This is a genomic window from uncultured Campylobacter sp., from assembly GCF_937921625.1.
In the GTDB taxonomy this organism is placed as follows: Bacteria; Campylobacterota; Campylobacteria; order Campylobacterales; family Campylobacteraceae; genus Campylobacter_B.
Genome location: NZ_CAKZTI010000033.1, coordinates 1 through 1,822, shown reverse-complemented (window position 1 = coordinate 1,822; position 1,822 = coordinate 1). Strand labels below are relative to the sequence as shown.

General features: G+C 46.8%; 4 protein-coding genes. 3 read left to right on the top strand and 1 reads right to left on the bottom strand.

The annotated features are described in order from the left end of the window. The 3 genes from Q0101_RS05175 to ybaK all read left to right on the top strand — a co-directional run. Window positions 1-134: CBS domain-containing protein (locus Q0101_RS05175; RefSeq protein WP_366939405.1), on the top strand; the 134-nt coding region annotated here is incomplete at its 5' end. Between the two features lie 8 nt (window positions 135-142). Next, a complete protein-coding gene (locus tag Q0101_RS05170) occupies window positions 143-904 on the top strand; it encodes a pseudouridine synthase (RefSeq protein WP_297942974.1) in 762 nt (253 codons plus the stop codon). A 20-nt stretch (window positions 905-924) separates the two neighbouring features. Beyond that, a complete protein-coding gene (gene ybaK / locus Q0101_RS05165) occupies window positions 925-1,398 on the top strand; it encodes a Cys-tRNA(Pro) deacylase (protein ID WP_297942972.1) in 474 nt (157 codons plus the stop codon). 167 nt (window positions 1,399-1,565) lie between these two features. Here the strand turns inward: ybaK and Q0101_RS05160 are convergent. Continuing rightward, the coding region (locus Q0101_RS05160) for a transposase (RefSeq protein WP_366939404.1) at window positions 1,566-1,822 on the bottom strand (257 nt) is incomplete at its 5' end.

Here is a 1,822-nt window from a genome sequence, read left to right as displayed (position 1 = left end):
ATAAAAATATGTTAGCCATAGACGCGCTAAATTTGATCGAGCAATTTAAAATCCAAGTCCTACCCGTGGTCGAAAACGGCGTGCCTGCGGGGATCTTGCATATCCATGATCTAACGAGTCTGGGGCTAAAATAATGCAAAAGATGCGTCTGAATAAATTTATCTCTCATAACACCGGCTACTCGCGCCGCGAGGCGGACGAGCTGATTAAGCAGGGCAAGGTTAGCATTAACGGCCGCGTCGTTAGCGATTTTATAGAGGTTAGCGGCGAGGAGAAGATCCGCATCGGCTCGCGCCTCATCAAGCCAAAGACGGAATTTACGATGATTGTCTATAACAAACCTAAAGGCGAGTTAGTTACTAAAAAGGACGATCGCGGCAGGCGGACGATCTACGATAGCTTGCCGGAGGGGTTTAGTAGATTTGTTAGCGTAGGGCGTTTGGATTTCGCAAGCGAAGGGCTTTTGCTACTAACCGATGCACCGGCGATCGCCACGGCGCTGATGAACAGCGACATCGAGCGAGAGTACTATCTAAAGGTAAAAGGCGAGGTAGGGGACGAGGTAGTAACGGCGATCCGAGAGGGCTTTTTCGCCGCAGACGCGAGCAAGGGCGCGCACGCCAAAAGCAAGATCAAATCGATGGAATTTAAGCCCTTTTTAGGCTATCGCATAATGCCTAGTAGCGGCGGCTATACGAAGATAAAGGCGATCATCAACGAGGGTCAAAATCGCGAACTGCGTAGATTTTTTGGCTATTTCGATCTGGATGTCGTGGAGCTTAAGCGCACGGCATTCGGCAGAATGACGCTTGGGACGCTAAAGCCCGGCAAATGGCGTTATTTCGATCAGAGCGAATACGAAGATCTGCGCGATTTTCTAAAAGAGAACAAAATCCGCTATTAAATTTAAGAAAAGAGGCGAAAATGAGCTCAAAGACGAACGCCGCGCGTGTACTGGACGGTCTGAAAATCCCTTACGAGATCAAAGAATATGCGGTAGACCCTTTAAATTTAGACGCGGTGCATGTAGCAAACAGCGTGAGTGAGCCGATCGAGCGGGTTTATAAAACGATAGTTTGCACGGCGGATCACGAATACGTCGTGACCTGCCTGCAAGGCGATCTAAATTTGGATCTCAAGGCGCTCGCGCACATCTGCGGTGCAAAGCGCTGCGAGCTGATGGATTTGAAGGATTTGCAAAAGGTCACGGGCTACGTCAGGGGCGGCTGCTCGCCGCTTGGGATGAAAAAGCACTTCCGCACCTTCATCGACGAGCGAGCGCTAACGCAGGAGAAAATTTACGTTAGCGCAGGCGTGCGTGGAAAGCAGATCGCTCTTGCGCCGAAGGACCTCGCAGCCGCAACCGAGGCGCAAATTTGCAAAATTACTCACGACTAACGCAGCGTTACTTTTGCTGCCGTTTACGTAAGTAACGCCGGTAGCGAGCTAGCTAAAATTTACACTGCGAGATTTAGACTTTTAAAATTTGGCGTTGCACCGTTTGTTAAAATAAGCTCCTGCGCGCCGAGAAAATACAAATCAAATTAATTTTATAAATTTTAGGCTCAAGATAAGCTAAGCGGATTTCCTCTTATCAATTTCAACAGTTTCTGATATAGGTTTTCCTGTATAGTTTTAGTATTATATCTAAATTCACATTCCTTAAGATGAAGCAAAAAATTCTCTTTCTTGATGCCTTTAAATTTAGATAATCTATGTTTGGCGTATCCCCAGAAGTTTTCTATACCGTTTATATGGTTTTTACCATTAGCAAATTCATTTTTAGAGTGCTTCACCCTGTAGTGCTCTTTGGCTCCGTAAT